Origin of the sequence: Aeromonas sp. 600479, assembly GCF_049175515.1 — a bacterium.
Classification (GTDB): domain Bacteria; phylum Pseudomonadota; class Gammaproteobacteria; order Enterobacterales; family Aeromonadaceae; genus Aeromonas; species Aeromonas veronii_A.
In genome coordinates, this window is sequence record NZ_JAAKVF010000012.1 from 19,815 (window position 1) to 39,210 (window position 19,396).

General features: G+C 60.3%; 20 protein-coding genes. 2 read left to right on the top strand and 18 right to left on the bottom strand.

What is annotated here, in order from left to right; all coding sequences use genetic code 11:
- Positions 1-79: 79 nt before the first annotated feature.
- From rpoS to putP, 10 genes are all read right to left on the bottom strand, one after another.
- Positions 80-1,063 carry an RNA polymerase sigma factor RpoS gene (gene rpoS / locus G5149_RS13405; protein WP_005335504.1) on the bottom strand — a complete coding sequence of 328 codons (984 nt, stop codon included), beginning with the start codon at positions 1,061-1,063 and terminating at the stop codon, positions 80-82.
- Between the two features lie 45 nt (positions 1,064-1,108).
- Complete coding sequence (locus G5149_RS13410) at positions 1,109-2,176, bottom strand: LysM peptidoglycan-binding domain-containing protein (protein ID WP_005343369.1); 1,068 nt, start codon at positions 2,174-2,176, stop codon at positions 1,109-1,111.
- Positions 2,177-2,185: 9 nt separating this feature from the next.
- Entirely contained in the window at positions 2,186-2,767 is a 582-nt protein-coding gene (locus G5149_RS13415; RefSeq protein WP_216979432.1) for a YqaA family protein, read from the bottom strand.
- Positions 2,764-3,381 (bottom strand): protein-L-isoaspartate(D-aspartate) O-methyltransferase, encoded by a 618-nt coding sequence (locus G5149_RS13420; RefSeq protein WP_005335507.1) that lies wholly within the window; start codon positions 3,379-3,381, stop codon positions 2,764-2,766. Before G5149_RS13420 ends, G5149_RS13415 begins: the two co-directional genes overlap by 4 nt.
- A 7-nt stretch (positions 3,382-3,388) precedes the next feature.
- Positions 3,389-4,135, bottom strand: coding sequence for a 5'/3'-nucleotidase SurE (surE, locus tag G5149_RS13425; protein WP_216979433.1), 747 nt, complete (start codon positions 4,133-4,135; stop codon positions 3,389-3,391).
- Positions 4,116-5,174 carry a tRNA pseudouridine(13) synthase TruD gene (truD, locus tag G5149_RS13430; RefSeq protein WP_421212616.1) on the bottom strand — a complete coding sequence of 353 codons (1,059 nt, stop codon included), beginning with the start codon at positions 5,172-5,174 and terminating at the stop codon, positions 4,116-4,118. Before truD ends, surE begins: the two co-directional genes overlap by 20 nt.
- Positions 5,174-5,650: a 2-C-methyl-D-erythritol 2,4-cyclodiphosphate synthase gene (ispF, locus tag G5149_RS13435; protein ID WP_005335518.1), complete on the bottom strand. Its 477-nt coding sequence runs from the start codon at positions 5,648-5,650 to the stop codon at positions 5,174-5,176. Before ispF ends, truD begins: the two co-directional genes overlap by 1 nt.
- Before the next feature lie 151 nt (positions 5,651-5,801).
- Positions 5,802-6,488 carry a 2-C-methyl-D-erythritol 4-phosphate cytidylyltransferase gene (gene ispD, locus G5149_RS13440; RefSeq protein ID WP_337073510.1) on the bottom strand — a complete coding sequence of 229 codons (687 nt, stop codon included), beginning with the start codon at positions 6,486-6,488 and terminating at the stop codon, positions 5,802-5,804.
- Positions 6,481-6,798, bottom strand: coding sequence for a cell division protein FtsB (gene ftsB / locus G5149_RS13445; protein ID WP_005343353.1), 318 nt, complete (start codon positions 6,796-6,798; stop codon positions 6,481-6,483). Before ftsB ends, ispD begins: the two co-directional genes overlap by 8 nt.
- A gap of 208 nt (positions 6,799-7,006) precedes the next feature.
- Positions 7,007-8,524: a sodium/proline symporter PutP gene (gene putP / locus G5149_RS13450; RefSeq protein ID WP_337073509.1), complete on the bottom strand. Its 1,518-nt coding sequence runs from the start codon at positions 8,522-8,524 to the stop codon at positions 7,007-7,009.
- Between the two features lie 322 nt (positions 8,525-8,846).
- Between putP and G5149_RS13455 the strand changes: the two genes are divergently transcribed.
- Positions 8,847-9,740: a VirK/YbjX family protein gene (locus G5149_RS13455; RefSeq protein ID WP_270905580.1), complete on the top strand. Its 894-nt coding sequence runs from the start codon at positions 8,847-8,849 to the stop codon at positions 9,738-9,740.
- A 69-nt stretch (positions 9,741-9,809) separates the two neighbouring features.
- Here the strand turns inward: G5149_RS13455 and G5149_RS13460 are convergent, their stop codons facing one another.
- The 8 genes from G5149_RS13460 to G5149_RS13495 form a co-directional block, all read right to left on the bottom strand.
- The gene (locus tag G5149_RS13460) at positions 9,810-10,736 is read right to left on the bottom strand and encodes a L,D-transpeptidase family protein (protein WP_421212617.1); all 927 of its coding nucleotides are present in this window, start codon (positions 10,734-10,736) and stop codon (positions 9,810-9,812) included.
- Between the two features lie 186 nt (positions 10,737-10,922).
- A complete protein-coding gene (locus G5149_RS13465) occupies positions 10,923-12,164 on the bottom strand; it encodes a mechanosensitive ion channel family protein (RefSeq protein ID WP_270905582.1) in 1,242 nt (413 codons plus the stop codon).
- Between the two features lie 143 nt (positions 12,165-12,307).
- Positions 12,308-13,507, bottom strand: a complete 1,200-nt coding sequence (locus G5149_RS13470) for an acetate kinase (RefSeq protein WP_005354534.1) — start codon at positions 13,505-13,507, stop codon at positions 12,308-12,310.
- A 222-nt stretch (positions 13,508-13,729) separates the two neighbouring features.
- Entirely contained in the window at positions 13,730-14,200 is a 471-nt protein-coding gene (locus tag G5149_RS13475) for a YhcH/YjgK/YiaL family protein (protein ID WP_270905583.1), read from the bottom strand.
- Positions 14,201-14,517: 317 nt separating this feature from the next.
- Positions 14,518-15,624, bottom strand: a complete 1,107-nt coding sequence (locus G5149_RS13480; protein ID WP_216979439.1) for a 1-acyl-sn-glycerol-3-phosphate acyltransferase — start codon at positions 15,622-15,624, stop codon at positions 14,518-14,520.
- Positions 15,625-15,754: 130 nt separating this feature from the next.
- Positions 15,755-16,453 carry an aspartate/glutamate racemase family protein gene (locus tag G5149_RS13485; RefSeq protein ID WP_421212618.1) on the bottom strand — a complete coding sequence of 233 codons (699 nt, stop codon included), beginning with the start codon at positions 16,451-16,453 and terminating at the stop codon, positions 15,755-15,757.
- A gap of 126 nt (positions 16,454-16,579) precedes the next feature.
- Positions 16,580-17,170 (bottom strand): LysE family translocator, encoded by a 591-nt coding sequence (locus G5149_RS13490; protein WP_005335534.1) that lies wholly within the window; start codon positions 17,168-17,170, stop codon positions 16,580-16,582.
- 125 nt (positions 17,171-17,295) lie between these two features.
- Positions 17,296-17,892: a LysE family translocator gene (locus tag G5149_RS13495; RefSeq protein WP_040068356.1), complete on the bottom strand. Its 597-nt coding sequence runs from the start codon at positions 17,890-17,892 to the stop codon at positions 17,296-17,298.
- A 116-nt stretch (positions 17,893-18,008) separates the two neighbouring features.
- Here G5149_RS13495 and G5149_RS13500 point away from each other — a divergent pair, with 116 nt between their 5' ends.
- Positions 18,009-19,385 (top strand): PLP-dependent aminotransferase family protein, encoded by a 1,377-nt coding sequence (locus G5149_RS13500; protein ID WP_139739831.1) that lies wholly within the window; start codon positions 18,009-18,011, stop codon positions 19,383-19,385.
- The last annotated feature ends 11 nt before the right edge of the window (positions 19,386-19,396 follow it).

The following is a 19,396-nucleotide window of genomic DNA, read 5'->3' on the forward strand; positions in this document are numbered from 1 at the left end:
GAGCTGTTGCTCCCCTCGTGCTATTTGGCTGGCGTTATAACCCTGATTAGTTTGTTCCGCTAATCAGTTGGTTCTGGACTCAGTTTGTTCTAAACAGAGCCTCAATAGAGAGCCCCTGGCTCAGCAGGATCTCCCGCAGACGGCGCAGCCCCTCCACCTGGATCTGGCGTACCCGCTCGCGGGTCAGGCCAATCTCGGCCCCCACATCCTCGAGGGTGGCGGGCTCGTAACCCAGCAGACCGAAACGACGGGCCAGCACTTCCCGCTGCTTGGGATTGAGCTCCTCCAGCCAGTGCACGATGCTGCTACGCATATCATCTTCCTGTGACTCCAGCTCAGGCCCCATGCCGCGCTCGTCGGAGAGCACATCCAGCAGCGCCTTGTCGCGATCGCCGCCGATGGGGGTGTCCACCGAGGTGATCTTCTCGTTGAGCTTGAGCATGCGGTTCACATCATCCACCGAACGATCCAGCGCGAAGGCGATATCCTCGGCGGTCGGTTCATGATCGAGGCGGTGAGAGAGTTCGCGCGCAGTGCGCAGGTAAACGTTTAACTCTTTGACCACATGAATAGGCAGACGGATGGTACGGGTCTGGTTCATGATGGCCCGTTCGATGGTCTGGCGGATCCACCAGGTGGCATAGGTAGAGAAACGGAAGCCGCGCTCGGGGTCAAACTTCTCGACCGCACGGATAAGACCGAGGTTGCCCTCTTCGATAAGATCCAGCAGCACCAGGCCGCGGTTATTGTAACGACGGGCGATTTTCACCACCAGTCGCAGGTTGGACTCGATCATGCGCTTGCGGGCTGCTTTGTCACCTCGCAAGGCACGACGGGCGTAGTAGACTTCCTCTTCGGCAGTGAGCAGCGGGGAAAAACCTATCTCCCCCAGATAGAGTTGCGTGGCATCCATCACCTTGTTCAGCTCAGGTGCCAGCAACTCATCGGAGATAGTCTCGTCCGCCTCGGCGGCTACCTCCTGCAACTCTTCTACCTCGTGAGATTCGGGTTCAGCGTCAAACTCTAACTCTGCATCCTGCATTACCAGTTGTTCTTGGCTCATGGTGTGTCTCCCTGACGTTACCAGAGTAAGACGGTCTCTCTGGGGTTAACGCTTTGGCAAATAGCTCATCGGATTGATCGACTTGCCTCTGTACCGGATCTCGAAATGCAATCGCACATCCGGCGCGTCCGTGCTACCCATGTTGGCAATGACCGATCCCCCCTTGACGCTGTCCCCTTCCTTCACCCGCAACTCGTCGTTGTGTGCGTAGGCGGAGAGATAGTCATCATCATGCTTGAGGATAATCAGCTTGCCATACCCCCTTAAAGCACTGCCAGCGTATACCACTTTACCGCTGCTGGCGGCGTAGACGGGTTGCCCCTTCTGGCCGGCTATGTCGATCCCCTTGTTACCCTGTTCTGCAACAGAGAACCCCTCGACAATCCGACCTTTTGCGGGCCAGTGCCAAGCAAGTCTCGACTGGGAGTTGTTTGTTTTTTGTTCTTTGACCTGAGCGTATTCCTTCGGTGCTGCCGGAGCAACGGATTTCTGAGAGATGAACGGCGTGGTCTGACCAGATCCGCTAGGCTCGGCCAACGGACGCGGGCCGCTGCTCGGACGGCTCACGGCCACCGGCGTCACGGTTGTCGGACGAGTCACAGCCACCATCTGGGTTGTGTTGCCACCGGACTGTACATTGAGCACCTGACCCGGTTGCAGCGCATAAGGGGCGCTCAGGTTATTGCTCTGGGCCAGCGCCTGCGCACTCATGCCAAACTGGCGACCGATGCTGCTCAGGGTATCGCCGCGACGTACCTGATAGGTCCCCGTACTGCGGCTGCTGCCAACACTGGCACTGGAGCCATCGAGGCGCAGCCGCTGCCCCGGATAGATGTTGTAGGGCGGGCTGATATTGTTGAGGCTGGCCAGTGAGGGCACATCATTACCGGAGTTAAAAGCGATGGAGTAGAGAGTATCCCCCTTCTTCACCACATAGCTGCCGCCCTGAATAGGGGCGCTGACCTGGGCACCACTCTGGCGAGCCGGAATGGTCGAGACGAACTGATCATCACCGACCCCATCCACCGGAGCTGCAGTTTTACTGGAGGAGCAGGCAAGCAGCAGCCAGGACAACACCACGACACTGCTTCCCTGCCAAATACGCGAACGCATAATGGATCCTTAACGACTAAACCAGAAATAGGCCACCACGGCCAGACCAATACAGAGCCAACCGAGCACATCTACATAGTGCATCAGTTTGCGTTCCATCTTCTCGCCCCCCCAACGCATCAGGCCAGCAACCAGGAAAAAGCGCATGCCACGACCGATGAGGGAGGTGATGATGAAGGGCAGAAGAGCCATTTGCAACAACCCAGCCGTCACGGTAAACACCTTGTAGGGGATAGGGGTGAAGCTGGCAATGAAAATGACCCAGATCCCCCACTGCTCAAACCAGTGGCGGGCGATCTCGATCTTTCCCTGATAGCCAACAGACTCCACCAGTGGCAGCACCACCGGATCCCACAAGGCGTAGCCAAGGGCATAGCCAAACAGCGCACCCAGCACAGAGAAGACGGTAGCCAGCGTAGCGTAGTGCCACGCCTTGTGCGGCTTGGCGAGCGCCATCGGCGCCAGCATCACATCCACCGGGATCGGCCAGAATACCGATTCGATAAAGGCGGTGATGGAGAGATACCAGGGAGCATGCTTGTGGCGGGCCCACTGCATCACCAGTACATACAAACGGGAAAACAACTTCACTCAACATCTCCGTCAATCAGGGGAACAAAACGTACCGGCTCCAGAATTCGGCTGGTCAGCTGGGAGCCGGATCGTTCAATCAGCTGCAGGGTCTGCTGACTGTCACCGACAGGCAACACCAGTCGCCCCCCTTCGGCCAGTTGATCGGTCAGTGCCGTCGGGATCTCGCTCGCCGCGGCCGTCACCAGAATGGCGTCATAAGGCCCCTTGTTAGGCCACCCCAACCAGCCGTTGCCGTGCTTGGCCGAGACATTGTGCAGATCGAGCTGGCGCAGCCGGCGCCGGGCCTGGAACTGCAGCGACTTGATCCGCTCAACGGTATACACATGCTCCACCAGATGGGCGAGGATCGCCGTCTGGTAACCCGAGCCAGTGCCAATCTCCAGCACATGGGCCGGATTGTTTTGCATCAGCAACTCGGTCATTCGTGCCACCATATAGGGCTGCGAAATGGTCTGGCCGTGGCCAATGGGCAGGGCGGTGTTGTCCCACGCCTTGTGTGCCATGGCCTCGTCCACGAACAGCTGGCGCGGCACTTTCGCGATGGTCGCCAGCACGCGAAAATCGCGAATATCCTGTGCAATGAGCTGATTTAACAGGCGCTGTACTATCACACCACCCTCATCCCTGCAGATCTAACCAAGCCCCCAGACCGGCGAGACTGTCATAGGCAGTCATGTCGATGGTCAGAGGGGTAATCGAGACATAGCCCTGCTCGATGGCGGCAAAATCGGTACCTTCACCGGCATCCTGCTGGCTGCCGGGAGGGCCAATCCAGTAGATGGGCTGGCCACGGGGATCCTCGGTATGGATCACCGACTCCGCCCGGTGGCGATTGCCAAGGCGGGTGGTCTTGATCCCCTTGATCTGTTCGAGGGGCAAGTCCGGCACGTTGACGTTGAGGATCTGATCGGCAGGCAGGGGGTGTTTCATCAGCCCCTTCACCAGCAGGGCCGCATAGTGGGCCGCCGTGGCGAAGTGGGTCTTGCCCACCAACGAGATGGCGATGGAGGGGTAACCAAGATGGCGCCCCTCGGTGGCCGCGGCGACCGTCCCCGAATAGATGACATCATCTCCCAGGTTGGCGCCGTGATTGATGCCGGCCACTACCATGTCCGGCTCCGGGCGTACCAGCTCGTTGACTGCCAGATGCACGCAGTCGGTCGGCGTGCCTTTCACCGCATAGTAACCGCTTTGGGCAATGTGTGTGACCCGCAGTGGTACTTCCAGCGTCAGGGAGTGACTCGCACCGCTACGGTTGCGATCCGGCGCCACCACAATGACCTCGCCACAGGCGCGCAGCGCCTCGCTGAGGGCTCTAATGCCCTCGGCATGCACACCATCATCATTACTGACCAGAATTCGCATCGGTCTGATTCCTGAAACCATGATCGGCCTCTTCGGCCTGCATTAACTCGCGCACCACGCTGGTGGCAAACGCGCCCGCCGGCAGGAAGAAGGAGAGGGTCAGCGCCTCGCCGTCCAGCTGCCAGCTCATCTGCTCCGGCTTGAGTAGCAGGGGGCGCCTGTCCTGCTCCAGCCCGGCTTTCTCCAGCCCGTCACACCAATCGCTGTAAGGAGCCAGCACGCCCTGTTCGAACTCGGCAGCGGCACCCTGACTGGCCAGACGGCCACGCCCCCACTGGGGGGCGGTGAGCTGCACGTCGCCGGAGGCAAGACGCGCTTCCAGCTCGGGGGTCACGCTCTCTTCGCTGAAGATGGAGTGGCTACCCTTGAGCATCACGCAATCACCGGCCAGCAGCTGATGGGCCAGCCCCTGCTCGATACGGGCGCTGACGATGGCGTTGAACAGCATGCTGCGGGCGGCAGAGAGGTAGAGGGAGCGCTTGTTGCGATCCTTGATCCGCTTGCCGGCAAACATCGCCTTGGCCGCTTCCAGGTTGTTGCCATCGCGGCCAAAACGCTGCTCACCATAGTAATTGGGCACGCCCTGAGTGGCGATGGCCTGCAGGCGCGCTTCCAGCCCGTCGGCCTGCTCCAGACCGGTGAGACGCAGGGTGAAATGGTTGCCCTTGAGGTAGCCGACCCGCAATTTGCGGTTGTGACGCCTGGCTTGCAGGATCTGGATGCTGTCGCTCTCGATGACCGACAAGTCCGGCTCGGCCTTGCCCGGCAGGTGAATGCCAAACCACTGCTCGGTCACCGCGTGGCGATCCTTCAGGCCCGCCCAGGTCACCGCATTGCGGTTGACCCCGGCCGCGTCGGCCAGCAGACCCGCTACCCAGGCGGTGTTTTCGCCGGTTTTGCGCACCCGGACGAAAATATGCTCCCCTTCCCCGCAGGGCTCGAAGCCGAGATCTTCATTGACCACGAAATCGGCGGCCTCGGCCTTGAGGATACCGCGGGCAGTGGGCACCCCGTGCAGATAGGCAAGTTGTTTCAGCATTATTGTTTCACCAGTAGGACGACGGCTTCGGTGGCGATCCCTTCCTTGCGCCCCGTAAACCCAAGCTGTTCGGTGGTGGTCGCCTTGACGTTCACCCGGTTCAAATCACATTGCAGATCGGCGGCCAGCACGGCGCACATGGCGTCGATATGGGGGGCCATTTTGGGGGCTTGGGCGATGATGGTCACATCCAGGTTGCCGATGGCATACCCCGCCTTCTGTACCCGGGCAAAGACATCCCGCAGCAGAATGCGACTGTCGATCCCCTTGAACTCGGCAGCGGTATCGGGGAAGTGGCGACCGATGTCACCGGCACCAATGGCGCCCAGCAGGGCATCGCTCACCGCGTGCAGCACCACATCGCCGTCAGAATGGGCAACCAGCCCCTGCTCGTAGGGAACCGGCACGCCACCCAGCATGCAGGGGCCAACACCACCAAATTTATGAACATCAAAACCATGACCAATGCGCATCATCAGCGGCAACCTCCCAACATGCTGAAACCAACCCCATCAATTTTGTGTACGTCCACACCATGTCCAATCCGGATCATGCTAACTCCTTGTTCGGCCTGTTTGTTAGAGACACTCTGCTCTGAACGGTCTGTTCTGACTGAGGGGCTTATGCCTACTGGCTTAAAAACAGCCCCGCCAGCGACAAGTCTTCTGGCCGGGTCACTTTGATATTGTCGGCGCGCCCTTCCACCATGCGCACCGCAAATCCTGCCCGCTCCATGGCGGAGGCCTCGTCGGTGATGGTGGCACCCAGCAGCAGTCCCTCCTCCAGCGCCCGCTTCAGGGCACGGGTCGGGAACATCTGCGGCGTCAGGGCATGCCAGAGCTGCTCGCGCTCGACGGTGGCAATGATATTGCCCTCCCCATCGGAGCGCTTCATGGTATCGCGCACCCGACTGCCGAGAATGGCGCCGCCACAGCCCATGGCCGCGACAATCAGCGCATCGAGATCGCCGTGAGTCAGGCAGGGGCGGGCCGCATCGTGCACCAGCACCCACTCTCCCTGCGCCACATGAAGGCCATTGAGGACGGAAAAGGCGCGCTCGGCGCCTCCCTCAACCCGCACAATACGCGGGTTGGCCGCCACGGGCAGAGCCTCGAACCAGTGGTCATGGGGCGCCAGCGCCACGATCACCTGGGCGATGGCCGGGTGTGAAAGCAGCCGCTCCAGGGTATGCTCGAGAATGGTTTTACCCGCCAGTTGCAGGTACTGCTTGGGGCAATCGGCCCCCATCCGGCTGCCGATGCCAGCGGCAGGGACGATCGCCGTCAGGCCGGATACCCGGCTGGCATCAATCATCGTAGGGCTCATCGTCCGTCGCTGTCTCTTTGTCTTTCTCTTTGGGGATGATCCGGTAGAAGGTCTCCCCCTGCTTGATGTAACCCAGATCGTTACGCGACAGCTCCTCGATGGCCTCGAGGCCAGAGGTGAGATCATCTATCTCGCGGTAAATGAGGTCGTTACGATCCTTGAGAGTCTGGTTGTCCCGCTGTTGCTGCGAGATGGCCTCCGACAGGTTCTGATAATCGGATAGCCCGTTCTTCCCCAGCCAGAGGTCATATTGCAGGCCCCCCAGCAGGAGGATCAGGATCAGGGTGAATAGGCGCATGCACTAGGTCTCCTTCAGGCGGCCTAGTGTCCCATATTCGGTGCCAAGACAAAAGAAAGCGAGCCCCCGGCAAGCACAGCTCGAACAGAAAAAAGTGCCCAAGAGTGAATCAGATAGCACAAAGCCCCGCCAAACCGGTGCAAGGATGGCCAATCAGGGCACTCCTTTTCCGGGGGCGGGGCTCTCAATCAGAAAGTGACAAGAGGGATCAGTTCACCGCGACAGGTTCTCCCGCGCTCTCGGCCGGCGTGTTGTACTCCTCCTCGGCATCGCGGAAACGCTCCAGCATCGCTTTTGATGGCGCTTCGCCCAGCAGACTGCCCACCACGATGGCCAGCAGCGCGAACAAGAAGCCTGGAATAATTTCATACAGACCCAGCCAGCCGAACTGCTTCCAGACGATGACGGTGATGGCACCGACCAGCATGCCCGCCAGCGCACCGTTGCGGGTCATCCGCGGCCACAGCACGGAGAGCAGCACCACAGGACCGAAGGCAGCACCGAAACCGGCCCAGGCGTAGCTCACCAGCCCCAGCACCCGGTTTTCCGGATTCATGGCAACGGCGATGGCAATCACTGCGATCAGTAACACCATCAAGCGACCCACCCACACCAGCTCACGCTGGGAGGCGTTCTTGCGCAGGAACGGCTTGTAGAGATCCTCGGTAATGGCACTGGAGCAGACCAGTAATTGACAACTAAGCGTGCTCATCACCGCCGCCAGAATGGCGGAGAGCAGCACCCCGGCTATCCAGGGGTTGAACAGGATCTTGGAGAGCTCGATAAAGACCCGCTCCGGGTTGCCGGTCACACCGGCCGCCACTTCCGGGAAGCGGGCAAAGTAGGCCAGCCCGAAGAAGCCGATGGCCACCGCGCCTGCAAGGCAGAACACCATCCAAGTCATGCTGATGCGACGGGCATTGGCCATGGAGTGGTGGGAGTCTGCTGCCATGAAGCGGGTCAGAATGTGGGGCTGACCGAAGTAACCAAGGCCCCAGGCCATCAACGAGATAATGGCGATCACATCCAGATTCTTGAACATGTCGAGGTTGCTGGCGCTCTTGGCGGCCACTTCGATCATGGCGCTGTCCACCCCGCCGACGGCGATGATAACGAAGACAGGGGTCAGGATCAGGGCGAAGATCATCAGGGTTGCCTGCACCGTATCGGTCCAGCTCACGGCGAGGAAGCCGCCGAAGAAGGTGTAGGTGATGGTGGCAGCGGCACCGACCCAGAGGGCGGTGTTGTAATCCATGCCAAAGGTGCTCTCGAACAGACGGGCACCGGCCACCACGCCGGAAGCACAATAGATAGTGAAGAACAGCAGGATCACCAGCGCCGAGAGGATGCGCAGCACCTTGCTGTGATCTTCAAAGCGGTAGGTAAAGTAGTCCGGCAGGGTCAGGGCATTGCGGTTCTTCTCGGTATGGACCCGCAAGCGGCCCGCTACCCAGCGCCAGTTGAGGTAGGCACCGATCACCAGACCGATGGCGATCCAGCTCTCGGAGATGCCGCTGACGAAGACGGCGCCGGGCAAGCCCATCAGCAACCAGCCGCTCATGTCGGAGGCGCCGGCAGAGAGAGCCGTAACCCAGCTCCCCATCCGGCGGCCGCCCAGAATGTAGTCATCAAAATTGCGGGTGGCACGATAGGCGATAAAGCCGATCAGCACCATTCCGAGGATATACACCAGGAAGGTGATTAACATGGGTGTGCTAGCTGTCATGCAAAACTCCGTTTTGTGTCATGTGTTACCCGCTCTGATGACGGGTTTATCCCTAAAAAAACCGGCCTAGCTTAATCAGCCGTTTGCGCCAGCTCAACCATTTTTAACAAACACAAAACACAATAAAAACCTTATTGCATCAAATCATCTTCTACATCAAGAAGATGGCGCCAGATTTCCTGTCGTGACAGTGGCGTCCATATCGCCGTGCCAGCAACTATTGAGCGTTATGTTTTCACATTTTGTTACTATCCATTTTTTACATCCCGCCCCATCCCTCCTACACTCGCCGCCCTCAATCCAGCGAACAGGGGTCACGCTCATGTCTTCTCATTTATCACACCTGCGCACCCTCGCCCGCCGTCTGCATCCGGTGGAGGAGTCGAGTCATCTAATCAGACGGGCCAAGTATGTGGGGCGTCTCTGGCTCAATCCCGGCGCCCGCGCCCTCTACCGCCAACAGCAGGAGCAACCGCTGCTGGCGCAAGCGATCAGCCGCTTCCCCGATATTCTGGAAAAGCCGATCCACCCCTATCGCCACAAGGGGCTCCGCAAGCGCCTGCGCGCGGGGCTTATCAGCGGCCACTACCAGCAGCTGGCTCGCCAGCTGCCCAAGGCACAACAACTGGCGATCTACAGCGGCCGCGGCCTGCTGCTGGCCCAGTGGCAGAGCGACAAGCTGATGGCACCGCTGACCCTGCAACTCGATTACCAAACCCATATGGGCAAAGAGGGGGAGATGAGCCTGACCCTCAAGCTGGGTGACGCGGCCCTCTATTACATGGCCCTCAATCTGCGCCCCGCGCCGAACCCGACCCTCGAGATCTGTTCGCTGCAGGGCGGCAAGGGGCAGAGTGAGGAGATCAAGCAGGTCACCAAGGCGTGCGGCGGGCTGCGCCCCATGTCCCTGCTGGTCTATATGGCCGCCGAGCTGGCCCGGGGGCTGGCGTGCAAGAGCCTGCTCGGGATACGCACCCAAAGCCACGTCTATCAGAGCAGCAAGCGCACTGCCGATCGGGTCAAGTTCGATCTCGACGGTTTGTGGCAGGAGCATCAGGGCTGCGTGCAGGATGAACTCTGGATGAGCCTGCCGCTGGAGGTGCCCCGCAAGACACTGGAGGAGATCCCCTCCCGCAAGCGGGCCAGCTACAAGGCGCGCTATCAGCTGCTCGATCAGCTCGGCAGCGAGCTGCAGGCAAATCTGCTGCGACGCTGAGTCAACGCAGCAGAAACAAAAAGGGCGAACAGCTTGCTGTTCGCCCTTTGTCATGACGGGGATTTGCCCTTAGCGGTTGATCGCCATCGGCATACCGTTGCGCTGCTCCAGCGCCTGCTTCACCAGTTGGGAGTCGCTGTCGGCGTGGGCAATGAAGCGGGTCACCGCCGGAGTCATCGGCAGCGGTGCCGGTAGCTTGGAGTTGAACTCCTCTTCGCTACGCGACAGCGGCTGGTGCACTTCCAGATAACGAACGCCGTTGGGCTCGAGAGAGGCCTTGATCGGCTGGTTAACGAACTGGACGCGGGTACCGACCGGCACCTGCTTGAACAGGTACTCGATATCGTCGTTACGCAGCCGCACACAGCCGTGACTCACCCGCAGACCGATACCGAAGTTGGCATTGGTGCCGTGGATGGCGTACATCTTGCCGATATAGAGTGCAAACAGCCCCATGGGGTTGTCCGGGCCGGCCGGCCATACCGCTGGCAGGCTCTCGCCACGGGCGGCATATTCGGCATGCATCTTGGTAGTCGGGGTCCAGGTCGGGCCCGCTTTCTTGCGCTGCACGCTGGTCACCCAGTTTTCCGGGGTGTCGGTGCCGAGCTGGCCGATGCCGATGGGCAACACTTCTACCACCTTCTTGCCTTTCGGGTAGTAGTAGAGGCGCATCTCGGCCACGTTCAGCACAATGCCTTCACGAGGGGCATCCGGCAGGATGAGTTGCTGGGGGATCACCAGCTTCTCGCCGGTCTGTACCAACAGGGGATCCGCATCGGGGTTGGCCTCTATCATGTTGGTCAGCCCCAGCTGGAATTTGGCCGCAATGGCCTCCAGCGGCTGGCCATTCTCTTCGGCCGGAACCACATATTCCAGATTTTCCCCCACCAGACGGCTGTTGGCCGCAGGCAGAGCATATTCAACAGCGAAAACCGGCGCAGCGGTCAGCAGCAGGCTGTAGCAGAGTGTTGCCACACTATTGCGAAGGAGCTTCATAACTTTCCCATGATAATGACTGAATTGACATCTCTGAGCTGACGGCTGATCAGCAGAAGATCAGGGGCGCGAAGAGAAGGCCGCCATTTTTCTCCTCTGCTGACCAAATATCAACTGACAAGTGGTGACGGGTCGATGATTAATATGCGGATTATCCAACGCCCTCGACTCGCCCTCTCCCCCAGTTTATCCCCGTTGCCAGAGGCGCATATCATAACCTGTGGGAGATTGATGCAACCGCAGATGAAATTGCTCAATGATAGCGAAGATATGGTCGAAAATATCGGCTTGGATCCCTTCGTAATCAGCCCATGCGGTGGTCGCGGTAAAACAGTAAATTTCCAGCGGCAAACCGTCTGACGTGGGCGCCAGCTGGCGCACCATCAGGGTCATGTCCTTGCGAATGCCGGGGTGAGCACGCAGATAGGCATCCAGATAGGCGCGCAGGGTGCCGAGGTTGGTGAGGTGACGACCGTTGATAGGGCAGCTCAGGGCATCGCTCAGCTGCTGATTGTAGGCACTCAGCTCCTGCTCCTTGCGACTGAGATAGGGAGCCAGCAGTTGCGCCTGCTTGAGCTGCAACTGCTCCTCGGCCGTCAGAAAACGCACGCTGGTCATGTCGATATTGACGCTGCGCTTGATACGGCGGCCACCCGACTCGGTCATCCCCTGCCAGTTCTTGAAAGAGTCGGAGATCAGGGCATAGGTGGGAATGGTGGTGATGGTCTTGTCCCAGTTCGACACCTTGACCGTGGTGAGGCCAATATCGGTCACCTCGCCATCGGCGCCGTACTTGTCCATCTGCAGCCAGTCACCGACGCTCAGCATCCGGTTGGCGGAGAGCTGGATCCCCGCCACCAGCCCGAGGATGGGGTCCTTGAATACCAGCATCAGCACTGCGGTCATGGCACCCAGACCGCTGAACAGGAACAGCGGCGACTTGCCGAGCAGCAGGGCGATCATCAGGATGCCCACCAGAATGCTGCCTACCAGCTTGGCCCCCTGGAAGATGCCGCGCAGGGGCAAATCCCGACCAAGGCGGGTGTAACGGCTCACCGACAACAGGCAGTCGAGCAGGGCGAAGAAGGCCAGCAGCAGGAACAGCAAAATCCAGAGCTGGGCCACCATCTCGATAAGCTTGAGGCTATCCGATTGACGAGGCAGCCAGATCTCCGCCTGACCGAGCAGCACGGCCCCCTGCAACACGAAAGCGAGCCGGTTGAAGAGGCGCTGTTGCAGCTGGGGCGGCAGCCACACCTGCTTGGCCTTGCCGAGGATCCCCACCAGCCGGACCAGCAACACCCGGTGCAGCGCCATGTGCAGCAGCAACGAGGTGATGACGATAAAACCCAGCGCGATCACCAGCGCCATCAGGTTGGTCACTTCCACCCCAAGGCCAGACAACCAGTTAAAAAACGCCTCTTTCATTGCTCTCTCCCGAACCGGGCAGCCCGCTGGCTGCAAAAACAGTGGTGGTCAGGGTACCGCTCCCCTCCCCCATGTCAAATCGGCGTACGCCAGAAATGACAACGCCCGGCACAGGCCGGGCGTTGTTTCAAAGCGAGGTTGACTTAGCAGACCAGGCTCAGGGCATCGCGAGCGATGACCAGCTCTTCGTTGGTCGGGATCACCATGGCGCAACGGCTGTCGGCGGTGGTGATACGACCTTCGCCACCCAGTACGGCAGCGTTGTTCGCCTCTTTGTCCACCTTGAAGCCAAACAGGGCCAGACGGTTCAGCACCATCTCGCGCACCATGGCGGCGTTCTCACCGATACCGCCGGTGAAGACCACGGCGTCCAGACGACCGTCCATCGCAGCAGCGTAGGCGCCGACATACTTGGCCACACGGTAGGTGAAGACATCCAGCGCACGCTTGGCACCGGCGTCGGTGGCGTAGTTGGTGGTGACGTAGCGGCAGTCGCTGCTCGCTTCGGTCATCCCCAGCAGACCGGACTCACGGGTCAGGGTGTGGTTGATCTGCTCCACGCTGTAACCGAGCTGGTCGTGCATGAAGAAGACCACGGCCGGATCGATATCACCGGAGCGGGTACCCATCGCCAGACCTTCCAGCGGAGTCAGACCCATGGAGGTGTCAACAGATTCGCCGTTCTTGATGGCGCAGACAGAGGCACCGTTACCCAGGTGGCAGTTGATGATGTTCAGTTCATTCAAAGGCTTACCCAGCTCTTTCGCGGCTTCTTCCGCGATGTAACGGTGAGAAGTACCGTGGGCACCGTAACGACGGATGCCGTGTTCGCGGTAGAGCTTGTGCGGCAGCGCATAGAGGTAGGCCTCTTGCGGCAGAGTCTGGTGGAAGGCGGTGTCGAACACGGCCACGTTCTTCTCGGACAGCTGCGGGAACACTTTCAGCGCGGCGCGAATACCGATGAGGTGGGCCGGGTTGTGCAGCGGGGCGAACGGAATGGCGGCTTCGATACCGGCGATCACGCCGTCATCAATGCGCACGGAGCGGGAGAACTGCTCGCCACCATGTACGATGCGGTGACCGATGGCCACCAGTTGCTCGGCAAGAGTCGGATCCTGCGGCAGGATATGACCCACGATATGGTCGAGGGCCTCCTGGTGCGCGGCACCCGCGCCCAGCATGGCTTCGCCCTTGACCCCGTGGAGTTTCCATTTGATACGTGCATCATCCAGATTGAAGCATTCGGCCAGGCCGGACAGCATGTCCTCACCTGTTTCGGCGTCCATTACGGCAAATTTCAGGGAAGAGCTACCGCAGTTAAGGATCAATACCAACTTGCTCATTTTCTACATCTTCCTGTGCTTCGGCTTTACGCCGACAGTGTCGTGTCATCCAAAAAGAGGATGGGATTCCCCTGCCGGGGGCTTATGGTCGCAGGAGGGTGCGTCCAATTTTTCAATTCTTGCTCTTGAAAGAGTCATCGCAACTTGTGGTGCGTATCACTGGTTTCAATGCTTGCGAGCCTCAACGCATCAGCTGCGCAGGGCTCGCCTCAATGGGAATGCTCAGGCGATAGCCAGCAGATCCTTGTGCACCTTGACCACCAGCTTCTTCACCTTGGCGGGCTGATTGAAGGTACAGAGCGGGCGGTGCAGCTCGCCCGGCCAGAAGATGGCGAAATCGCCAGGTTGCAGCGCCAGATAGCTGGTCTGCTCGTCATCGACAAACCAGAGGTCGGGATGGGGATGGTCAGCACCTTCATCCGCATACTCATGGGGCCCGACACCTATCCACTCTTCGCCATCCAGCAGCAGCTGAATATCGAGATAGTCGCGGTGAAACTCACCACGGCGATCCGTGGCGGGCTCGGTCATCTCCTCGCTCACCAGACAGAACAGCTTGAGACCGTCGATCTCGCTCTTGCCAAGGGGCGCATCGCGCCAGCGGGTAACACTTTTGACCACCTCGACCATGATGCGATCCAGCGGGGCAGGCAGCGGTGTCCGCTGCAAAGTGTTCAGGCTACCGGTGATCATGGTGCGAGTATCTTCCTGTTAGATATATCTATGCGGCATCTTTTCCGCCCAATGAAAAAGGACCTGTTACAGGTCCTTCGATAATACCCCCGGCGATCCGTGCAGAGGGATTAGAGCTAACGTTCATATTCAGCATATTGGAGCACTGTTACACACTCATCCAGTGATTGCCAAGAGTATGGACTCCATTTTCACGGTGATCGTACCAGCTGAAACCATATTATTCACCACCCTTTTGCCAGCGACTTTGACCAGACGCAAAAACGGGAGCATCAGCTCCCGTTTTTTTCGCAAAACCGTTTAACAACCGGCTTCATTCAAGCCTTTTCGGCGTTTTCCACCGGTTTGGCGTACATGGCACGCCAGATAGCCTTGTGCTCTTGTGGCACTTCTGACTGACGAGTCAGGAAAGCAGCCTGTTCGATGGTATTGGCCTTGCCAGCCACATCTGCTGCCAGATAGTTGCTGGGGAAGAGGCGGTAACTGCTCCATATAGCCTTATCGATCAGCGCGGCCAGTTCGTCCGGATCGCTGAAGCCCTCGGTAATGGGGGCGCCGAAAGAGACATGTACCCGCCCCTTCATGCCGACGATACCGGCGACAATGCTCTCGATATCTTCGAACTCGCCCTTCTCGTAGCTGCCGTTGACCGATTTCTCGTAGAGCTCGCGCGCCTTCGCCTTGTCGGTGGGGTCCAGCTCGTAGCTGATGCTGACCGGCACGATATTGAGGCTACGCATGTAGTCGACAAAGTCGATCTTCTGCTTCTTGCCGTCGACATAAAACATCTTGAGGATGGCCGGATCAGTCTTGTCATCCCCATCCTTGGCCCGCCCCTCTTTCTGGGCGATCCAGATAGAGTGCCCCTCGTGGACCGACTGACCTATATAGGCAGACAGCTCGCCGAGCGCCTTCATCATCTCCCGCGGCCCCTTGGCGGAGCGTTTGACGATAAAGCTCTTGTTGAGCTTCATCAGCTCGGTGGCGCAGGGTTTGCGCAGCAGGTTGTCACCGATGGCGATGCGCACGGTATCGAAACCGTGGGTGTGCAACCCCCAGTTGACGAACGCCGGGTCCATGGCGATGTCTCTGTGGTTGGAGACAAACAGGTAGCCCTGCTCCTTCTTCAGATGTTCGAGCCCGGAGAAGGTCACCCCCTTGGTGGAGGTGGCGATCATGCGGGACATATAGCGGGTCACCCCCATCTGGACCTGATGCACCGTGGTCACTTTTGACCATTTACGGCGCAGGAACAGGCGGATCATCGGGCGGATGGCCCAACCCAGCCAGCTCATCAGGGAACCGAAACGATACTTGGCGATGGCGCCGATAAATTCATCATCCTGGATCAGCCGTTCGATGGCTGCCGGCACTTCTTCATCGCGGTAGGGGCGAATATCCGCGAATCTATCTACTTCAGTCACAATGTCAGCCTTGCATGCTAGGAAACCGCAGCCAACCCTTGTTGGCCGGGGAAAATTCAGGGCGCAATTTTACACGCTTTTATGGCAAGGGGTATGAGACAAGCATGAATAGTGAGATCTGACCAGTTAATTAATCGGAGCAGAGCGCCAGTGCCACGGCGGCCTCGGCATGGATGGCAGTGGTGTCGTAGAGCGGCACCGCCGCCTGGGCATCGCCCACCAGCAGGGCAATCTCGGTGCAACCGAGGATCACCGCCTCGGCACCAGCATCCGCCAGCGCCTCGATGATGGCCAGATACTCGGCCCGCGACGATTCGCGGATCTTGCCCAGACAGAGCTCGTCATAGATGATCCTGTGTACCCGCTCCCGCCCTGCCTCATCGGGTACCAGCACAGTCAACCCGAAGCGCGCCTGCAAACGCCCCTTGTAGAAATCCTGCTCCATGGTGAAGCGGGTGCCGAGCAGGCCGACTCGGGTGATCCCGTAAGCCCGCAATTTGGCCGCGGTGGCATCGGCGATATGGAGCAGCGGGATATCGATGGCGGCCTCAATCTCGGGGGCGACCTTGTGCATGGTGTTGGTGCCGATCAGCAAGAAATCGGCGCCGCCGGCCTGGATAGCCTGAGCTTCGGCCACCAACAGGCGAGCGGTGGCGGGCCAGTCACCAACATGCTGCAGCCGCTCTATCTCGGCAAAATCCACACTGCTCAATAGCACTCGCGCCGAGTGCAAACCGCCGAGCTGTGCTCGCACCCCGCGGTTGAGCGCCTGATAGTAACTGACGGTGGACTCCCAGCTCATGCCACCCAGCAGACCGATACATTTCATATGAACTCCTTTCATCCCAAGGGAGGGCAGAACCACGCCACCTTGCAGGCAAGGTCACGCGGACGAGATAAAAAAGGCCCCGCAGGGCCAACAAGACAGCCGGTAAAGGCCCGGGTCAACCCCGGGCTAAATCCAGATCATCCCGACACAGGCGGCCGTAGCCAGCCCCATGCCGAGGTTGAAACGCCGCCAGCCCCGAGCAGTGCGGATGATTTGCCGCACCTGGGCACCAAAAAGCACCCAGAACGCCCCGGTGTAGAGGCCGGTAATAAAGAAGATCACCAACACCCAGAGCGCAGAGGGCCAGTAAGCCTCCCCCGCCAGAGTGAAACCGCTGATGGCGGAGAGCGCCATCATCCATGCCTTGGGGTTGAGCAGTTGCAGCATGGCCCCCTGATGAGCGGGAATGAGCGGACGGTTGCCCTCGGCCGGGCCGCTGGCGGTCGCCACCTTCCACGCCAGCCAGAGCAGATAGGCCGAGCCGATAAGCTTGAGGCCGTCGTGCAGCAGCGGCACCTTCTCGAACACCACGCCAAGCCCCAGCGCGGTAGCGAGGATCATCAGATTGATCCCCCCGACCACCCCCACCAGCAGGGGAATCGTGCGGCGAAACCCCTGCGCCGCCCCGGCGCTGGTGAGCAACATATTGTTGGGCCCCGGCGTGCCGCAGGTAACCAGGGCAAACCCCGCCAGGGGCAGTAACCAGTTCAGATCCATCTCAACCTCTTGTCGATGCAACGCCCCCGTTATGGGGAAAGCCTTCTAATATGCAGAGCCAACCCCTTGGCGACAAGTCAGAAATGCCTCTTTCCAGGCCACCTCCCCCATCAGCGCAGCATGGCTCAATACCAGAGCATCACTACACAGAGCGCCGTCAGCAGACCGAGAGAACCGTTGAGCCGCCGCCAGCCCCGATCCGAGCTGATCCAGTTGCTCAGCTGATGGCCGAACAGTACCCAGACAAAGCAGACCGGCAGGGCCACCAGCGCAAACATGACCATCACCGCCAGCTGACTCGACCAGTAACTGGCGCCGGGCAGGCTGAACAGACTGATGGCGGAGATCCCCATCATCCACGCCTTGGGATTGAGGAACTGAAAGCCCAGCCCCTCCAGCATGGTTAGCGGACGGGCCCTCCGGGCCGGATCCCCGGGCGCCCCGGCCACCGCGATACGCCAGGCCAGCCACAGCAGATAGAGGCTGCCGAAGATCTGCAAACCGAGGCGCAGCAGGGGCCAGCGCTCGAACAGCGGATAGAGCCCCAGCGCCAGCACCAGTTGCAGCACCGGCTGCCCCAGCCCCACCCCGAGCAGATGTGGCAGGGTGCGACGCACCCCGAAGTTGGCGCCGGAGGCCGTCAGCATCAGGTTGTTGGGCCCCGGCGTACCGCAGGTGAGTACGGCAAAGCCAAACAGGGTGACATACCACTCCATCGTCATATTGTGACTCCTTCCTTGCCACATTGTATCGATACAATGCGTGCTATTTGGTTGTTATCAGGTTGAAATTCACGCTATATTGACAACAAATTTTGATCAATGGATTTATTGTCACCATGACAATCTGGACACCAGACCTTGCAGCCTTCGATGGCCCCCTCTACCTCAAGCTGGTCAAAGCGATCGAACAAGGGATCGTGAATGGCGAGCTGCCACCGCAGACCCGATTGCCCACCCACCGATCCCTGGCGGATCGTCTGGGTGTCACCGTCGGCACCGTCACCCGCGCCTACAGCGAGGCGGAGCGGCGCGGCCTGCTGGCCGCCAGGGTAGGTCACGGCACCTGGGTCAAGGGAGCGAACACGGATCCCGCCAATGAGTGGGTGATCCGCCAGGAGGAGGGGCACCGCATCGAGTTGTGGCAGAACCTGCCGGTGCAGCTGGATCGGGCGGCCATCATTCGCCCCATGCTGGGGGAAGTGGCGGACGGGGATCTCAACGCCCTGCTCGGCTACGACAAGGAGGCCGGACGACCGGATCAGCGCCAGCAGTTCGTCAACTGGCTGGCGGAGCAAGGGGTGGCCTGCAGTGAGGATCGCCTGCTGTTCAGCCACGGCGCCCAGCACGGCATCATGCTGGCGCTGCTGGCGACCGGCTGTGTGGGGGAAACCATCCTGTGCGAGGGGCTGAGCTACCCCGGTATGCTGGGCAATGCCCGTCAGCTGAAGAATCAGGTGGTGGGACTGGCAATGGATGAGGAGGGGCTGCTGCCCGAAGCGCTGGACGCCGCCTGCCGCACCCGCCGGGCCAAACTACTCTACCTCACCCCGACCCTGCAAAACCCCACCACCGCCATCATGAGTCTGGCGCGGCGGGAGGCCATCGTCGCCATCGCCCGTCGCCACGATCTGCTGATCATCGAGGATGACGTCAACGGCCTGCTGCCCCAGCAACCGGTGATCCCTCTGGTCAATCTGGCGCCGGAGCGGGTCATCTATCTGGGCAGTCTGGCCAAGATCGCCTGCGGCGGTCTGCGGGTCGGCTTCGTGCTGACGCCCCCTGCCCTGCGCAGCGCCTTCGCCCAGACCATGCGGCTGTCGAGCTGGATGGTGAGCCCGCTGCTGATCGAGCTCGCCTGCAAAATGGTCAGTCAGCGCCAGATCATGCCGCTGGTCGAGCAGCAGCGGGAGATCCTCAAACGCCGTGGCGAACTGCTGCGCCACCTGCTGCCTGCCGCCCGCTGGCAGCCGGGCAGCATGCACGCCTGGCTACCGCTGCCGGAGCCCTGGCGCAGCCAACAGTTTGCTGCCGCCGCCGATGCTCTTGACGTTGGCGTGGCGAGCGGGGAACACTTCGCCGCCGGTCAGTTTGCCGCTCCGCAAGGGGTGCGCCTGAGCCTGAGCCAACCCGCCACCGATGCCCGGGTCGGCGAAGGGCTGGCCCGTCTGGCGCAGCTGCTGCAGGGGACGCCCCCGAGCAATCCCCTGCTATAGTCAGGGCCAGC